We start from the raw sequence: 13,742 nt of genomic DNA, 5'->3' as shown, positions 1-13,742 counted from the left end.
TTCTCTCGGTGTCGTAATCCAGACTATGATGTTAATAATTAGACAGTCTGTTTTTGTGATGGGGCTTTTTTTAGCGCCTATCCTGAATGCCTCTCAATTGGTTGGTCAGGCCAAGCTCTACCCAGAAGTCATCACTTACGATGTCTATCGCAAAGGTGAGCCGGTCGGTCACTACACACTTCGTTTCAGTGATATCACCGACGATCGGGTAGCCGCCGAGATCGAGATGGAGTTAACGGCGAAAGTCTTTGTTTTTTTTAACTATGAGTACCGATACCAGGCTAAAGAGGTTTGGCAAAATGATCGACTCATGCAGCTCAACGTGAAAACGGTTAGCAACAAAAAAGAGTCATCGGTCACGGCCGTCCAAAAATCCGATGTTTTAGAGACAGTGGATAAAAAAGGGCGAGTGCATGCCTACCCAGCGGAGTTAATGACGACCCATCACTGGTATCGGCAGATTCTTGATCAGCGGCAGGTATTAAATAGTATCACCGGTAATATGGATGAGATTTCACCAGAGTCTGTGGGCTCTGCGCTCTTAGATGCCCGAGGTGAAACCGTACAATTGGATGGCTATCGCCTTGGCGGTGATCTGGATAGAACGGTCAGTTGGTACGATCGCGATGGGCGATGGCGAGCACTTGAGTTTAAAGCCAAGGATGGGTCTGATATTCAGGTGATATGGAACGGAGGTCAGCTGATTAAAGAGACCTCTCTGGCTCAGAATAGGGAGTAGCGTGGCTAGTCGAATTTGGATAATTGGAGGCAGTACCGGAATTGGCGCTGCGCTCGCTAAGGCTTACCTGGATGAGGGCTATCAAGTCCTAATCAGTGCTCGAAACGAAGAGCGCTTAATAACCTTTGCCGAGTCTATCGGCTGCCAATATATGCCTCTGGATGTGACAGATCGCGATTCCTGTATTAACGCTTGGGCCGAGATTTGCCAAGAGTGCATGCCCGATAAAGTCATCATCAGCTCGGGTACGCACCAAGAGATGCCCGCCACTGAATTTAATGCAGATAACTGTGAATCGCTAATGCAGGTGAACTATTTCGGGGCGGTCTACCTGCTGGAGGCGATACTTCCTACCTATCTTAAATCAGGTGGGCAAATTGGTGTCATCTCCTCTCTAGCAGGCTACCGAGGACTCCCTTATGCATCATCCTACGGTGCTTCTAAAGCTGCGCTGATCAATTTGTGCGAGTCCCTGAGAGTTGAGCTAGAGGATTCAAAGGTCGATATACGGTTGATCAATCCGGGCTTTGTTAAGACACCTCTCACAGACAAGAATCAATTTCAAATGCCCGCGTTGATATCGCCTGAGCAAGCCGCTGCGGAGATTGTGAAAGGGCTGAAAGGGCGTAGTTTTGAGATCCGCTTTCCTAAACTCTTTGCTGCTACACTTGCCTTGTTGCGGCACTTGCCCTACAAACTCTATTTCCCTCTGGTAAAACGAGTCACTAAACGATGAATCAAACATCGGTAAAACAATACGTTGAGCTTTTTGAGAACTTAACACCGGACAGTGTCACTCAGTTTGAATCACTGGTGACTCCAGATGTTCGATTCGCCGATCCGTTTAATGACGTTCGTGGCTTTTCGAAGATGTGTGAAATTCTGACCGATATGTTTGAGCGCTCAGAGGATCCATCATTTACCGTCTTTGAATGGTGTGAACAGCCAGAGGCGGCTTATGTTCGGTGGGAGTTCCGTGCAAAGTTGCCTGTATTGGGGGTGTTTACAACAGAGGGGGTCAGTCGTCTCTCTATTAATGAGAGCGGATTGATTACTGAACATTTAGACTATTGGGATAGTGCACCCTTGTACATGAAACTACCCCTTCTAGGACGAATTCTGCGCTCGATCAAAGCGAAAATGGCGCTTCCTTCATAGCATCACCGCGCATAAAGCTTAGGGTGACGGTACCAATCGTGAACCCCCACTTTTTGACATAGGCTCTGTTGATCAGTACGCCGCCTTGTTGCAGCAACATCCAATCATCGAAGGTGACACGCCAGCTGCCATCGCCCACTTTTAAATCGATGTCATACTGCCAGTTCAATGCATTGCCCTGGCTGGTTCCGGTTGCTGAACCAATAACGTCATCTGCGCGGCCTTCATAACGACCTGGGTTGGATGATGTGATCTCCCAAATGCGCTGGTCGCGCTCGCCATCATCATAGAGAAACTGTTCATCTAAGGTGAGCGTTTGGCCATCCCAGTTACCATCAATCTCAACTTGAAATTGACGTCTGATGGTGCCAAAACGATCTTCGAAGATACCCCAAGCATAGACCTTGCCATTGAAGTACTCCTCAATCTTCAATGCTGGCTGCGATTGACTGATTTGATCGATCTGCATCTGTGAACACCCACTCAACATAACCATCAGTAAAACTGCTATCGCTTTTTTCAACGGATGGTCTCCTGAGCTAAACGCTGTTTGATTTTTTTGTGTGTGCTGGCGCTTAACCTAAAATCTCTTACGACCAACACGGCTATGATTTTAAGTACGCTGGGGATAAGTGCGTAGATCAATGCCAAAACTAAGGGTGTTTGGCCAAACAGTTCAAGCAGACCAAAGGCGAGGGTGGCTGAAAGTGCCAGTGCCAGTTTTGTGATCATGTTCCACAATGCAAAGAGCAAATTCGTTTGGGATTGTCCAAATCGCCAGTGATGGTAATCAGCGACGTCAGCCTGAATCGCATGAGGTATCGCCAGATCAGCGCCCAGCATCGCACCGGTTAATAGACAGATAGGAATGAATAACCAAGCAGTGTCACTACCCAGCATACTGGCGGGTACAAATACGACGGCACTAATCAACATACCCGTTCGCCAAAGATCGATTCGGTCTAGGGTTCGCGTCAGCTTAATCCATACTGGGATTGAGAGGATGCAAGAGAGAAAGTAGATCGCAATGTAGAGTGTTCGGTCACTCTCTGGTAATAAAAGAACCATTGTGATGTAGAGCGGAAACAGCGTCGCAGGAACGCCATTCGCTAAACCATTAAAAAACCAAGAGATTGCCAGTCTCTTGGCTAAGCGATTTCGTTGAATCGGTCGCCATGTGGAGGCTGAATCTGTTTGAGAGTCCTCTTTTCTATTTAAAGGTTTTAAACGAACCTTAGCCATCAATAGTGTCAGTGTGATGGACCCCAGTAGCAGTGCAATCCAAACAATGGCTCTGAGTGCTTCGGTGCTTGAGTAACCAAGATAGACCATCAGTGCAGGTATGAGCGCGGAGAGCAGAAGGCCTATCAACCCCAAAAACTCCCTAAACGAAGCGATCGTTATGCGCTCTTGTGCATCGCTGCTTAGACGTACTAGCCAGCTTAGGTAGGGGATTTGAATCAGCGTCCAGCCAAAAAAGAGACCGATTAATCCCAGACTCAGCGAGATGGCAGTATAGGATTCAGCTGGGTAAATCAGCAGCAGTGCAGACGGGATACAAATCAACCCACCTGCGATGATGACCGATCTTTGAGTTGTGTCTGATAGTCGGTCGTTCAACCTCCCTATAAAGGGATCTACGAGGAGGTCTGACACTCTTGCAAAAAACAGAATCAGTGCAATCAGACCAAGCGATAAGCCCCACTGTTCGTGGTACCAAGTGGGTAGGTTGATATAGAGCGCTAGAGTTGGAAGTGAGAGCGGAAGAGCCGGAAGGGCATAAAATCCTATCTGGCTCTTCGATAGCTTAGTGCTGTACTTTGTAGAGTCCGACATCAATCGAACCCTCTCTAAACCCACCCTCACAGTAAGCTAGATAGTAAACCCACATGCGTCTAAAGCGCTCATCGAACGCTTCGGTCGCCTTGATGCTTGGCCAAGCGTTTAAGAAGTTTCGGCGCCAAATCTCTAGGGTCTTGGCATAATCCAAACCAAACAACTTCTGTTCACAGAGTTTTAGATCCGCTAACAAGATTTCTCCCTCTAGCGCGGTAGGGCTTGGCAGCATGCCGCCAGGGAAAATGTAGCGCTGAATGAAGTCGGCAGAGCTGCGGTACTGTTCAAAACGATCATCGGCAATGCTAATAATCTGCAGGACCGCGCTTCCCCCTTTTTTAAGACGCTTTTTGAGTGTCTCGAAGTAGGTTGGCCAGTGCTCTTCGCCGACCGCTTCAAACATCTCTATTGAGACAATGTGATCGTATTCACCTTGGATGTCACGGTAATCGATAAGCTGTAGGTCCGCCTGATTGTTTAAACCTAAGCGACTCATTCGATCTTTGGCAAATGCGAGCTGCTCTTTTGATAGAGTGATTCCTGTTACCTTGGCGCCAAACTCTTTGGTCGCTACCTCAGCAAAACCACCCCAGCCACATCCGATCTCAAGCACATGCTCACCGGCCTTAAGATCTAACATCTGGCAAATGGTTCGGTACTTGTTGAGTTGTGCCTCTTCCAGTGTCTCATCACTCTCAAACAGAGCTGAGGAGTAGGTGAAGCTTGGGTCTAACCACTGAGCATAGAAGTCGTTGCCTAGGTCGTAGTGGTAAGCAATATTTTTGCGGCTGCCCTTTTTCGTATTCGCACGGCCTAAGTGGCTTAAACGATTGAATAAACGCAGAAGGGGGTGGCCCTTTAGGATGTCATTCACTAAGTTTTCGTTGGCTAGAGCCCAGCGAATAACGCTGACCTCATCGGGTGTTTGCCACTCGCCATCCATAAAGCTCTCTGCAAAGCCGATAGATCCACCTCGGACAAGACGACGCAAGGATTTAAAGCTATTAATCTTAATGATGGCGTGATGTTCATTATCTGTCTGCTGGCCAAAGTCATGAATCATGCCGTTGGGTAGCTCAAGAGTCAGTCGCCCTTTAATCTGTCCATCGAGTGTTTTGTGCAACAGATTCAATGCGCGACGGTTGAACCAACCGAGAGACGACAGCTGCTGGTTGGAAAGGGTCGTAGTGTATTCAGAAGGACGCATCAGAAACCCTCGTTTTATTATCGATTAAAACCACTTGATGAGTCGTACCTTTGACTCGTTTTTGAAGTGGTACGCGTTTAAGCCAGAGTTGGAGCGCTTCCCAATGAATGCCAGCAATCACTTTGAAGGTCATCAAAGGGTATTTAAACAGGACTTTTAGCAGTGTTCTGTTCGTCAGCTCAGTTCGTTTACCAGTAAAGGTGGCGTGCAGAAGGGACCCTTCTGAGTCGGACTGTCGAATGCAGACAGAGACTCGCTGATGGGGTGCCAGCATGCGAAACTGATAGGGCGCCTTCATAGGCATAAATGGAGAGACGTAAAAGCTCTTTTCACTGCTTTGACGAATCTGATCACTCTTACTGTTGGTTGGGATCAGGTAGCTGTGTCGTTCACCGAAGGTGTTGTTTACTTCGTAAAGAATGACACCAAGGTTGCCGTCACAGTCGTAACAGTAGAAGACACTGAGTGGATTAAAGACGTACCCAAACATTCTGGGGTAGCAGAGTAATTTGATACTGTGACCATACTCAGACAGCTCGTATTGCAGCAGCTGCTCTCTCACCTGTTCAGCGAGGTCTCGGTCGCTCCCTTCGCCATGATCACGGTTTTTAAAGCTAAATAGATTCCAACGCTCTTTTGAGAACAGAGTCAGATTAGCGTCGAGGCTATCTAGCTCATCAAGGTCAATCAACATTGAGGCAACTGAGTAGATGAAACGGTGACGCTTAGGCTTGAAGCGGTGATGCATCACCTTGCCTTCATAGAGCGCGGAGCTAAACATTAGGCTGCGCTCTCGGATGTTTGCGTTGTTCTAACGGGCTCTTGAACATGAATACGTCCATTGGGGTTGTCGACGGTCCAAGGTCGCAAAGCGCCTCCGAGCTGTTCCGCAACTGCGAGGCCTGATTGGATACCATCTTCGTGGAAACCATAGCCCATCCAAGCACCGCAGAACCAACTGCGTTGTTGACCTTGAATGGCCCAAATCTCCTTCTGTGCCTCAATGGAACGTTGATCAAACGCAGGGTGGTCGTATAGGAAACTGCCAAGAATCTTATCGGCTTTAGGTTCTTCGATAGGATTGAGTGTGACAAACACATCTTGTTTGGTTTGCAGAGGCTGCAGTGCGTTCATCCAATAGGTCACTGCAAGCTCACCTTCGCCTTGATCGCTTGAGGCCAGATAGTTCCAAGCTGACCAAGCACCTTTACGGACTGGCATCTGGTTAGTGTCAGTGTGTAACAGCGCACGATTGCGTTGGTAAGGAAAGGCGCTCAGAAGTCGCTGCTCTTCCGGTGTTGCGTCAGACAGCATCTCAAGGGTCTGATCAGCATGACATGCAAATACCACCTGGTCGAAGCGACGCTTCTGTCCGTGGTGATCGATCAGAGTAACTCCGTCAGCATCGCGTTCGACACGGTGTACGCGAGCATTCAAGATGACGCCATCACCCAGTTGCTCAGCGATTTTATTAACGTATTGGCGACTACCACCTATCACTGTACGCCACTGTGGGCGGTCCTTCACTTGAACGAGACCATGGTTCATGCAGAAACGCATAAAGGTCTCTGCAGGGTAGTCCAGCATCTTATCCATGGGCGTTGACCAGATTGCAGCGCTCATGGGCAGAAGGTGCTCATTAATGAAGGTTTGACTGTAACCCTCGCGCTCCAAAAGCTGTCCAAGCGTTAATTCGGCCAGACTAGGGTCGTTATGGAGTCGATCAGAATCTTTGTAAAAAGCTAAGATCTCACGAAGTAGACCCCAATGTTTAAAAGAGAGGAGGTTGCGGCGCTGTGCAAAAAAGCCGCCCAAGCCAGAGCCACTATACTCCACTTTGCCTTTCTCTAGTGAGACGCCGAAGGTCATATTGGTATCGGTAGTGTCTACTTCGAGATATTTGAAGAACTCGACCAGATTGGGATAGTTAACGGGGTTGAATACAATAAACCCTGTATCCACCGGAACGTTGCCTTCGGGAGTGTCGATCTCAACGGTATTTGAGTGGCCGCCAAGGCGATCATCTTTTTCAAAAAGTGAAACGTTATGGCGTTTACTTAAAAGCCAGGCGGCGGATAATCCGGAGATACCAGAACCGATAACTGCGATATTCAATGGTTTTAAAGGCCTTACATTCATTATTGAGTCCATGCAAAAACAAGCTTGAATTTCGTTACGAACAGTCTACCTTGATAGATCAAAAGATGTCGGTTATTTTCAAAAAAGTGGCCAACGGTCAATTTTTACTATTTACTGTTCAAAATGTGATCCATTTATAAACCCTCTAACGTAGTGAAAGCGATGACTGATAACAGATCCGAGGAAACTGATGTGACTGCAGCAGTGGCAATAGCGGAGCAAAAAAAGAAGAAGGAGCGGGATGCATGGTCAGACCTGCTCGCGTCGCTTTCTGAAACCCGCAGTAAAGTGGATTTCAGCCGCTTATACGAACATTTTGCACCCAGAGTGAAAGCGTACATTATCCGTTTTGGAATGCCGGTAGCGGCAGCCGAAGAGCTGACACAGGAATCGATGCTGGCCGTATGGCGTAAAGCGCACCTGTACACGCGCAGTAAAGCCAGTGCCAGTACCTGGATTTTTACATTGGCAAGAAACCAATGCATCGATCGCCTTCGCAGAGAGAAAGCGGTTGAATACGAGTTACCTGAAGAAGAGATCGATCCCGATCAACGTCATTACGGCGAGCATGCCGTTCTCGAAGAGAGAATGAGCGGAGCGATCGCCAAGTTGCCTGAAGCTCAGGCACATGTTCTCTACCTCTCATATTATGAGGGTAAGAGTCATTCAGAAATTTCAGAGCAGTTAGGTATACCGCTCGGCAGCGTTAAATCGAGATTGAGATTGGCATTCAGCAAACTCAAAGCTCATTGGGGAGAAGAAGAGTGAAAATAAGTCATCATCTTGACGATGCTACCCTTATGGCACGTGCCGCCGGCGCGCTGTCTGATGGTATGACACTGTTGGTTGATAGTCATCTTCACTGGTGCAAGACCTGTCAAACTAAAGCTTGGGAAGCAGAGTGTATCGGCGGTGAGTTACTTGCTGACATCCAACCGCAAGCGATGAGCGAAGGCTCTTTAGACTCCATTTTGGGTATGCTCGATGGTAGCGAAGAGGTGGTTGCTGAACGAGCTGTCAAAGTCAAAGGCAGTGCAGAAGTTCCAGAACCTCTGGCGCAAATTGTCGGATCTGACCTGGATGCCATTGAGTGGAAGCGTCTTGGCCCGGGTGTGCAACATTACGATTTTAATTTCCCTGGAGAGGGAGCGTGTCGTCTTCTTAGAATTCAGCCTGGCGTCTCGGTGCCGCACCATACCCACAAGGGTAATGAGCTGACGATGATCCTTCGTGGCTCGTACAGTGACGATGTGGGGCGTTTCTGTCAGGGCGATGTCGCAGATCTTGATGAAGAGATCAAACACCAGCCGATCGTTGATACCGGTTCTGAGTGCATCTGTCTGATCGCAACTGAAGCGCCACTTAAATTTACAGGTATTATGGGTCGTCTGGCTCAGCCATTCATTGGTCTGTAATCACTATTGAAATAAGAAGACCGGTTTTAAAGCCGGTCTTTTTTTTGGGGAAAACATGAATATCGTCTGGTTTCGCAATGACCTTAGAGTAGCCGCAAACCCAGCATTGGAAGCTGCGCAACGTAATGGATTGGCCACGGTGGCCCTTGTCTGTCTGACTCATGAGAGCTGGTCGGAACATAACGAATCGCCTCAACGTATGGGGCTATGGCGAGATCGGTTACTGCAGGTTAAAGGCGAGCTTGAATCTCTGAATGTGCCTTTAAAAGTGATTCAGGCAGGGCACTTTGATCACTGTGCCAGTGCCATTAGAAACCTGGCAACAGAGTTGTCAGCAACTCACTTTTTCTTCAATCACGAGTATCCACTAAATGAGCAGTTGCGCGATGATGCAGTCGTTGCAGCCCTTCAACCCGATGTGAGCTGTCAGGGCTTTCATGGTGAGGTGATCATTCCACCGGGTGAGGTTAAAACTCAAACGGGCACAGACTTTAAAGTCTATACCCCATTCTCGCGTGCATGGCGGGCAGCGTTACCTCGATTTGACTACCTAATTAAAGCGATGAACATCCCTTTTCCAGCTGCCTCTGTTCCCTCGGATGAGATTCCAGATGATCTTGGCTGGCGCCCACTGTCCTATGATAAAGAGTTGTGGCCCGTTGAGACCGAAGCGATCCGTGAACGTGTCTACGAGTTTGTCCGTGAACGGGAGTTGGATTACAAAGAGCATCGTGACTTTCCAGCAATCAACGGGACCTCCCAGTTATCGCCTTACTTGACCATTGGTGCTGTGTCACCACTACAGTTGATGCATGTTCAAAGACAGGAGCGTGAGAACGATGGCTGGTTAGAGAGCAGTTGGCTCAATGAGATCATCTGGCGTGAGTTCTATCGTCACCTGACGGTTGCGTTTCCAGAGCTGTCTAAACTTGAGCCGTTTAGACCAGAAACTGAGCAGAAGATTCAGTGGTTGGATCGTGAGCCGCTGTGGCAGGCTTGGTGTCAGGGTGAGACAGGGTTTCCGATTGTCGATGCAGCGATGAAACAGCTGTTAACAACAGGTTGGATGCACAATCGACTGCGTATGGTCGTGGCCAGCTTTTTAACTAAATTAATTGGCATCGATTGGCGCCGCGGTGAGAAGTTCTTTATGGAGCATCTGATTGATGCTGATTTCCCATCCAACAACGGTGGTTGGCAGTGGTCTGCTTCAGTGGGTGCTGATGCCGCTCCCTATTTTCGAATCTTCAACCCGACTGCGCAAAGCGAGAAGTTCGATGCCAAAGGTGAATTTCTTGTGAAGTGGTTGCCAGAGCTGGCCGCGCTACCGCCTAAAGAGCGTCATAAGCCGGGGGCAGGGCAGGCGTTTGGTCGTCCCGCGCCGATCATTGATTACTCTCTTGAGCGAAAACGCGCGTTGGACGCTTATAAAGAGGGCTAGGATCTGGCACACTTCCTTCCAAGTTTTTTGGGAGAGTGTAAATGGATTGGGAAAGGCTGCTAACGCGCAAACGTTATGGTCACGACGAAGTAGAATCGGCGGAGCAGGGTCGAAGCCACTTCCACAAAGATCATGACCGAATCATCTTTAGTAGTGCTTTCCGTCGCTTGGGTCGTAAGACGCAAGTGCACCCTATGTCCCTCAACGATCACATCCATACTCGTCTGACTCACTCCATTGAGGTAGGCAGTCTTGGGCGTAGTCTGGGCATTCGTGCCGGCGAGTTGATTGCTGATCAGCTGCCAAAGGGCATATCGCCTGATGACTTGGGGATGATTGTGCAGTCGGCCTGTCTGGCTCACGATATTGGTAACCCCCCTTTTGGTCATGCTGGCGAGTACGCCATTCGTGATTGGTTCCGTCAGCGTCAAGAGGATCAGCGTTTCTCGCAGCTCTCTGAAGACGAGTTTTTAGATCTAAAAACCTTTGAAGGTAATGCGCAGGGGCTCAGGGTCGTCACCAAGATCGAGAACCATCTCTTTGATGGTGGTCTGCGCTTAACCTACCCAACTCTAGGAACACTATTGAAATACCCTTGGACAGCTCGTCACGGTGGTAAGAAGGGTAAGTTCAGCTGTTATCAAGCGGAACTTCCTTTAGTAGCATCACTGGCCAAAGATCTTGGTCTGCCTCAGCTTGAAGAGGATCGCTGGGCGCGTCACCCTCTGAACTTCCTAATGGAGGCGGCGGATGATATCTGTTACGCCATATTGGATCTTGAAGATGCTATTGAGTTGAACCTGCTTAGTTTCGATGAGGTTAAACCTATCTTGTTAACGCTCTGCGGCGACCTGGAGTTTGATGATGAGATCTTCGCGACCCAGGCCTCTGCACGACGTAAGATTTCGGCACTTCGTGGTCGAGCGATGGAGAACATGGTCGACTCAGCGGTGCAGGTGTTTGCCGATCAGCTGCCAGAGATCTTGTCAGGTCAATATCAGGGTGAGCTTCTCAGTGATGGCGATCCCATGGTTAGAGATGGGTTGGCTGCAGCGAAACGTATCGCCCAAGAGCGGGTCTTTCCAGACAATCGAAAAGCAGAGCTAGAGGTGGGTGCCTATACTATTCTAGGTGTGTTGGTTGAGGCTTTTATCGAGGCGGTCTGGGAGCAGCACCAAAAGCAGGGAGAAGATCTCTGTTATCGCAGTGAAAAGATTATCGGTCTGATGGGGATTCATGCCCCCTCTTCGGGTGAGTCGCTCTATCAAGGCTACATGCGTGCCTTGGACTTTATTAGCGGTATGACCGACTCCTATGCAAGCTACCTTGCTCGACAGATCGGTGGAGGAATAAAGGTTTAATATGGCATCACTTCAAGATCAGCTTAGTCGACTCGTCTACAGCACGGAAAAAGGTAACCTCTGTCCTGATTGTGGCGAAGCGTTAACCGCTTGTATCTGTTCAGAGCAGGCAGAGCAGACGCGCATTGCCGCAATGGATGGGGTAGTTCGCATTCGTCGTGAAACCTCTGGGCGAAAAGGCAAAGCCGTCACTACCATTTCCGGTGTGCCAAGAGTTGAGTCTGAATTAAAGACGCTTCTGAAAAAGTTGAAGCAGGGGTGTGGTTCAGGCGGTGCTGTCAAAGAGGGAATTATTGAGATTCAAGGTGATCACCGCGACAAACTTAAAACCCTCTTAGAGAAAGAGGGTTTTACCGTTAAGTTAGCGGGCGGTTAGAGGCCGATTGCTCGCTCCGAGAGTGCCAGTTCCATTCGGGCGCGCAGCAAAGAGTAAAGCTGTATTGCCGCATCAATCTCCTCTTTGCGGTTCGTAAGACTCTCGATATTTAAGCCGAGCGGTAGATCCAATTCGGCGCAAGATTCCAAAATCATCTGCAAGTTGGTGTAACAGATCTTAATAGACTCTTTAAGTGGCTGATCGGCATCCAAAATTCGGTAGCTGGTCGCCTCTGGTACCGAAATACCCAACCACTTCATAAACTCAAGGGTCTTCTCACTGCCACAAGGTGTGAAAGTCAAAATGATTCGTGCCGGCTCCATATCGAGCTGTTTGCAGCGACGAGCATAGGAGGTCAGCATGTCGATGGTCGCTTGTGCGTTATAAACCGCTTGCGAGATGAAGAAGTGACAGCCCTCTTTCTGCTTGGTCACCATGCGCTCGTGTTCATCGCCTTTTTTCTGATGGCGCTCTGCGATACAGACACCGCCAAGGGCAATTGTTTTATGAGACTCTTCCAGTGATTGGTAGGCATCATTCAAACTGAACTTGTAGTCACCTTCCGAGGAGGGGGCGCCAACCAGGACGATATTGTTCTGGTGGTAGGTCTCAGTCGTCTCTTCTACCCACTCTTCAAACTCTTGTCGACTACCTTGAGCAACACTGTTGTAGGTGATGGTTCCGCAGCCGCTCTTTTCGTGAAGCAATTTAGCGTAGTGGCGCGGGTCACGTGTTTGAGCAAAGGGGAATGGGCGAGGTGTGTCGATGCGAGTGCTCTCGTCCTGAATGTCATAAACGATAATGCCATCGAACGCGATACGGTCGAGTCGTTCCAGCAGCTTGTCAGCAATGCCTGACATCACTTCATCTTCGGTGCCCATTTTGGGTGGGGTAGTACCGATGACATAAACCCCTTGGTCCGTACCGATTAATTTGTCCTGAAGTGAGCAGCTCATCTCTATTCCAATTGCTTCTTTTAAGTGTGGCTTAGTATAAACGTGAGTGGATTTCATGAAAATTGCATATCCCATGAAATTTTTTTCTTAAGATATGCATGACGTTCAATTTAGAGCTTTCGAACGACGTTGACACCGTCGCGCAGAGTCAGAAAGACGTTTTCCACCTCGGGGTCCTCTGCAATCAGTCGGTTTGTTTCAACTAACACATCATCGATATCGGATTCTGGTTGAATGACCTTGCCAGACCAGAGCACGTTATCAAGTACGATTAAGCCACCTGGGCGAGTCAGCTCTTTAACCTTTAAGTAGTAGTTTAGGTAGTTGCGTTTGTCGGCATCGATAAAGGTGAAATCCAATGGGCCATCAAGTTGATCTGCAAGAGTTTCAAGGGTGTCGATGGCAGGACCAAAGATCACGTCAATCTTTTTGCCGTGTTCGCTTCGCTCATAAAAGGTTTTTGCGAAGTCGATCGCGCGTGGGTTGGTTTCACAGCAGATAAGCTTGCCATTATCCGGCATGCCTTCCGCAATGGATAGCGCTGAATAGCCTGTGAACATACCAATTTCAAGGGCGCGTTTCGGCTGAGCAATCGCAGAGAGCATCTTAAGTGTTCGGCCGACCAGGCGGCCAGATAGCTTTTGTGGCCATCCCATATTTTGGTTGGTTTGGTCGATCAACTCCTGCAGGAGTTCGGGCTCTGCTGAAGTAGAGATAAAGGCATAGTCTTCGACCTGTTCGTCGACGAGAAAGTCAGGCATGGGATACTCAGTTATTGATTAAGGGTGGAGATGATGGCGCTGCCCCACATGGTGACGCTCTTTCCATCTTCGGTCCAAAGGTATTGGCAAAGTTTAATATCAGACTCAATGCAGCTTTGCTGGCTGATTGCGACACCGGTAGGTAGGGTTTGGCAGCCCTGTTCTGGCTCCTTGCCCACTCCATACAGACGTGCGCTCAACAGCGAGCGATAGAGAGACTCGGTTTCGCACACCCAGTGCTTTCCTTCATCGCTAAGAGCGTTGGCGGTTGGAGTGAGTGCAAGTGCAGCGAGCGATCCTAAAATTATTTGTCTAACTTTCATTTTAATCTCTGTGCAGGTCCGTACAATATC

Annotated in this window: 16 protein-coding genes; 8 read left to right on the top strand and 8 right to left on the bottom strand. The window is 48.8% G+C overall.

Annotated elements, in window-relative coordinates; all coding sequences use genetic code 11:
• Nucleotides 1–25: 25 nt before the first annotated feature.
• Genes XMD579_RS10230 through XMD579_RS10220 form a run of 3 tightly spaced genes read left to right on the top strand, consistent with a single transcriptional unit; the run spans nucleotide 26 to nucleotide 1,897 of the window.
• The gene (locus tag XMD579_RS10230; RefSeq protein ID WP_173506327.1) at nucleotides 26–739 is read left to right on the top strand and encodes a DUF6134 family protein; all 714 of its coding nucleotides are present in this window, start codon (nucleotides 26–28) and stop codon (nucleotides 737–739) included.
• 1 nt (nucleotide 740) lies between these two features.
• Entirely contained in the window at nucleotides 741–1,475 is a 735-nt protein-coding gene (locus XMD579_RS10225) for an SDR family NAD(P)-dependent oxidoreductase (protein ID WP_173481384.1), read from the top strand.
• Complete coding sequence (locus XMD579_RS10220) at nucleotides 1,472–1,897, top strand: nuclear transport factor 2 family protein (protein ID WP_173481383.1); 426 nt, start codon at nucleotides 1,472–1,474, stop codon at nucleotides 1,895–1,897. Before XMD579_RS10225 ends, XMD579_RS10220 begins: the two co-directional genes overlap by 4 nt.
• Here the strand turns inward: XMD579_RS10220 and XMD579_RS10215 are convergent.
• The 5 genes from XMD579_RS10215 to XMD579_RS10195 are packed head-to-tail and all read right to left on the bottom strand — an operon-like array spanning nucleotide 1,869 to nucleotide 7,079.
• A complete protein-coding gene (locus tag XMD579_RS10215; protein ID WP_173481476.1) occupies nucleotides 1,869–2,387 on the bottom strand; it encodes a DUF3833 domain-containing protein in 519 nt (172 codons plus the stop codon). The two genes, XMD579_RS10220 and XMD579_RS10215, sit on opposite strands and share 29 nt — an antisense overlap.
• Nucleotides 2,388–2,416: 29 nt before the next feature.
• A complete protein-coding gene (locus XMD579_RS10210; RefSeq protein WP_173506326.1) occupies nucleotides 2,417–3,733 on the bottom strand; it encodes an MFS transporter in 1,317 nt (438 codons plus the stop codon).
• Entirely contained in the window at nucleotides 3,705–4,940 is a 1,236-nt protein-coding gene (locus XMD579_RS10205) for a cyclopropane-fatty-acyl-phospholipid synthase family protein (RefSeq protein ID WP_173481381.1), read from the bottom strand. The genes XMD579_RS10210 and XMD579_RS10205 overlap by 29 nt, the downstream gene beginning before the upstream one ends.
• A complete protein-coding gene (locus XMD579_RS10200) occupies nucleotides 4,927–5,721 on the bottom strand; it encodes a DUF1365 domain-containing protein (RefSeq protein ID WP_173481380.1) in 795 nt (264 codons plus the stop codon). The genes XMD579_RS10205 and XMD579_RS10200 overlap by 14 nt, the downstream gene beginning before the upstream one ends.
• Nucleotides 5,721–7,079 (bottom strand): NAD(P)/FAD-dependent oxidoreductase, encoded by a 1,359-nt coding sequence (locus XMD579_RS10195; protein ID WP_173484610.1) that lies wholly within the window; start codon nucleotides 7,077–7,079, stop codon nucleotides 5,721–5,723. The genes XMD579_RS10200 and XMD579_RS10195 overlap by 1 nt, the downstream gene beginning before the upstream one ends.
• A 162-nt stretch (nucleotides 7,080–7,241) precedes the next feature.
• Here XMD579_RS10195 and XMD579_RS10190 point away from each other — a divergent pair, with 162 nt between their 5' ends.
• From XMD579_RS10190 to XMD579_RS10170, 5 genes are read left to right on the top strand one after another with little or no spacing between them, the layout of a single operon-like run.
• Entirely contained in the window at nucleotides 7,242–7,847 is a 606-nt protein-coding gene (locus tag XMD579_RS10190; protein WP_173506325.1) for a sigma-70 family RNA polymerase sigma factor, read from the top strand.
• Complete coding sequence (locus tag XMD579_RS10185) at nucleotides 7,844–8,494, top strand: ChrR family anti-sigma-E factor (RefSeq protein ID WP_173481377.1); 651 nt, start codon at nucleotides 7,844–7,846, stop codon at nucleotides 8,492–8,494. Before XMD579_RS10190 ends, XMD579_RS10185 begins: the two co-directional genes overlap by 4 nt.
• Before the next feature lie 55 nt (nucleotides 8,495–8,549).
• Nucleotides 8,550–9,935 carry a deoxyribodipyrimidine photo-lyase gene (locus XMD579_RS10180; protein ID WP_173481376.1) on the top strand — a complete coding sequence of 462 codons (1,386 nt, stop codon included), beginning with the start codon at nucleotides 8,550–8,552 and terminating at the stop codon, nucleotides 9,933–9,935.
• 41 nt (nucleotides 9,936–9,976) lie between these two features.
• A complete protein-coding gene (locus XMD579_RS10175; RefSeq protein WP_173481375.1) occupies nucleotides 9,977–11,296 on the top strand; it encodes a deoxyguanosinetriphosphate triphosphohydrolase in 1,320 nt (439 codons plus the stop codon).
• A gap of 1 nt (nucleotide 11,297) precedes the next feature.
• Complete coding sequence (locus tag XMD579_RS10170; RefSeq protein WP_173481374.1) at nucleotides 11,298–11,672, top strand: translation initiation factor Sui1; 375 nt, start codon at nucleotides 11,298–11,300, stop codon at nucleotides 11,670–11,672.
• Here XMD579_RS10170 and XMD579_RS10165 read toward each other — a convergent pair.
• From XMD579_RS10165 to XMD579_RS10155, 3 genes are all read right to left on the bottom strand, one after another.
• Complete coding sequence (locus XMD579_RS10165; RefSeq protein WP_173481373.1) at nucleotides 11,669–12,628, bottom strand: hypothetical protein; 960 nt, start codon at nucleotides 12,626–12,628, stop codon at nucleotides 11,669–11,671. The two genes, XMD579_RS10170 and XMD579_RS10165, sit on opposite strands and share 4 nt — an antisense overlap.
• 110 nt (nucleotides 12,629–12,738) lie before the next feature.
• Complete coding sequence (locus XMD579_RS10160) at nucleotides 12,739–13,389, bottom strand: O-methyltransferase (RefSeq protein WP_173481372.1); 651 nt, start codon at nucleotides 13,387–13,389, stop codon at nucleotides 12,739–12,741.
• 11 nt (nucleotides 13,390–13,400) lie between these two features.
• The gene (locus tag XMD579_RS10155) at nucleotides 13,401–13,712 is read right to left on the bottom strand and encodes a hypothetical protein (RefSeq protein WP_173484612.1); all 312 of its coding nucleotides are present in this window, start codon (nucleotides 13,710–13,712) and stop codon (nucleotides 13,401–13,403) included.
• Nucleotides 13,713–13,742 lie beyond the last annotated feature (30 nt).

Source organism: Marinobacterium sp. xm-d-579, assembly GCF_013282935.1.
Lineage (GTDB): Bacteria > Pseudomonadota > Gammaproteobacteria > Pseudomonadales > Balneatricaceae > Marinobacterium_E.
The sequence above is the reverse complement of the archived record's forward strand: the minus strand, read 5'-3'. Positions and strand labels throughout refer to the sequence as shown.

Bases quoted from the DNA above. Each gene is read 5' to 3' on its own strand.
- XMD579_RS10230 (WP_173506327.1), top strand. From the start codon at position 26: ATGATGTTAATAATTAGACAGTCTGTTTTTGTGATGGGGCTTTTTTTA.
- XMD579_RS10220 (WP_173481383.1), top strand. From the start codon at position 1,472: ATGAATCAAACATCGGTAAAACAATACGTTGAGCTTTTTGAGAACTTA.
- XMD579_RS10215 (WP_173481476.1), bottom strand. From the start codon at position 2,387: ATGTTGAGTGGGTGTTCACAGATGCAGATCGATCAAATCAGTCAATCG.
- XMD579_RS10210 (WP_173506326.1), bottom strand. From the start codon at position 3,733: ATGTCGGACTCTACAAAGTACAGCACTAAGCTATCGAAGAGCCAGATA.
- XMD579_RS10205 (WP_173481381.1), bottom strand. From the start codon at position 4,940: ATGCGTCCTTCTGAATACACTACGACCCTTTCCAACCAGCAGCTGTCG.
- XMD579_RS10200 (WP_173481380.1), bottom strand. From the start codon at position 5,721: ATGTTTAGCTCCGCGCTCTATGAAGGCAAGGTGATGCATCACCGCTTC.
- XMD579_RS10195 (WP_173484610.1), bottom strand. From the start codon at position 7,079: ATGAATGTAAGGCCTTTAAAACCATTGAATATCGCAGTTATCGGTTCT.
- XMD579_RS10190 (WP_173506325.1), top strand. From the start codon at position 7,242: ATGACTGATAACAGATCCGAGGAAACTGATGTGACTGCAGCAGTGGCA.
- XMD579_RS10180 (WP_173481376.1), top strand. From the start codon at position 8,550: ATGAATATCGTCTGGTTTCGCAATGACCTTAGAGTAGCCGCAAACCCA.
- XMD579_RS10175 (WP_173481375.1), top strand. From the start codon at position 9,977: ATGGATTGGGAAAGGCTGCTAACGCGCAAACGTTATGGTCACGACGAA.
- XMD579_RS10170 (WP_173481374.1), top strand. From the start codon at position 11,298: ATGGCATCACTTCAAGATCAGCTTAGTCGACTCGTCTACAGCACGGAA.
- XMD579_RS10165 (WP_173481373.1), bottom strand. From the start codon at position 12,628: ATGAGCTGCTCACTTCAGGACAAATTAATCGGTACGGACCAAGGGGTT.
- XMD579_RS10160 (WP_173481372.1), bottom strand. From the start codon at position 13,389: ATGCCTGACTTTCTCGTCGACGAACAGGTCGAAGACTATGCCTTTATC.
- XMD579_RS10155 (WP_173484612.1), bottom strand. From the start codon at position 13,712: ATGAAAGTTAGACAAATAATTTTAGGATCGCTCGCTGCACTTGCACTC.